Raw genomic sequence first — 1,306 nt, 5'->3', positions numbered from 1 at the left:
CGGCATGCACCTCAGGGCAAATCAAGACTTCCCATGTTCTTGAATCTATTGGTCTTTCTGAAATACACGCCCGTGGCGTTATTCGCATCTTCTGCAATCGATACCAGAATTCGGAAGAGATATTAGAGGCTGCCGGCCACATTGTTGATGCCGCCGCACTGTCTCGCCTTGAAACTGGAGAGCTTCACCAGTAGGGTCCCTTCCATGGGACGCGCGACGATAAAGATCGATTCGAGGGGGCAGTTTGCGGGACACGAAACGTTCCCGCTTCGGCTGCTATGGTTGAAGAAGGCTTTTGATGCAATCGGCGACGGCGCCGAGTCCAGAACATTTCAGGAACAAGATGCAATAACCCGTTTCGGCGTCGGGCGCAATATGGCCGTGTCGATGCGCTATTGGGCGCTGGCTTCGGGCTTCTTCGCCGAAGTTGATCGCATGATTGCGCCAACCGGGCTTGGTCGCGCCATTCTCTCCGATGAGGGCCTCGATCCGTACCTCGAGCAACCAGCGACGATTTGGCTCGCTCATTGGCATATGGCCAGCACGCCTTGGATGACAACAACTGCCTACTACGCGTTTAATTTGCTCAACGCGATCGAGTTTGATCCAGCCATGTTGCTCGACCAGCTCATGGCCTTGGTCGAGAGCAATGGATGGCGGGCAACGCGCGGAACACTTAAGCGCGATATCGAGGTTTTCTTGCGCAGCTATGTGCGGCGCGCGGATACTCTCAATGAAGATGCAGCAGAGCCTCTGTTAGCCGAGCTTGCATTGGTCCGAGAAGCTCGGCTTGGCGGCTGGTACGAGTTCGTTCGCGGTCCGAAGCCGGGCCTCCATGACGCCGTTTTCGCTTACGCGCTTGGTCAGTTCTGGGAACGATCCGGCGGTGCGACGACATTGACGGCTGAACAGATCTGTTATGGAGCAGGCTCGCCGGGACGCGTTTTCAAGCTCGACGAAGACAGCGTGGTTTCCCGACTGATGCGGCTTGACGATCTGACCGCAGGTGCTTGGCAATGGGTCGACACGGCCGGTCTCCGTCAGATTCAGCGCACGTCTGAGTTCGATCCGACGACGGTTCTTTCTATCGCCTACCCACGCAAACCCCACCGTCACATCGCAGCATGAGCAAGCTTTCCAGTATAGTTTCCATTGATCGCCGTTTCGCGCGATCGGCACGGCTCGACGCGGACCTGAACGGCACGCCGCCATTGGTCGGATACGTTCTGCAGGCAAGCGTCGCAAAAGCTCTGCGTACCCTTGGTGAGAGCCAGCGGGACCACCATCAAGGCGCTTACACTTGGAC

Annotated in this window: 2 protein-coding genes and 1 pseudogene; all 3 read left to right on the top strand. The window is 57.1% G+C overall.

What is annotated here, in order from left to right:
* Positions 1–194: pseudogene (locus EOA23_RS36190) on the top strand (hypothetical protein); the annotation flags it as partial.
* 10 nt (positions 195–204) lie between these two features.
* Positions 205–1,128 (top strand): DUF4007 family protein, encoded by a 924-nt coding sequence (locus EOA23_RS34805; RefSeq protein ID WP_127307325.1) that lies wholly within the window; start codon positions 205–207, stop codon positions 1,126–1,128.
* Positions 1,125–1,306: hypothetical protein (locus tag EOA23_RS36185; protein ID WP_145966612.1), on the top strand; the 182-nt coding region annotated here is incomplete at its 3' end. The genes EOA23_RS34805 and EOA23_RS36185, both read left to right, overlap by 4 nt.

Origin of the sequence: Mesorhizobium sp. M2A.F.Ca.ET.042.01.1.1, from assembly GCF_003997405.1 — a bacterium.
In the GTDB taxonomy this organism is placed as follows: Bacteria; Pseudomonadota; Alphaproteobacteria; order Rhizobiales; family Rhizobiaceae; genus Mesorhizobium.
This window is presented reverse-complemented; position numbering and strand designations above follow the sequence as displayed.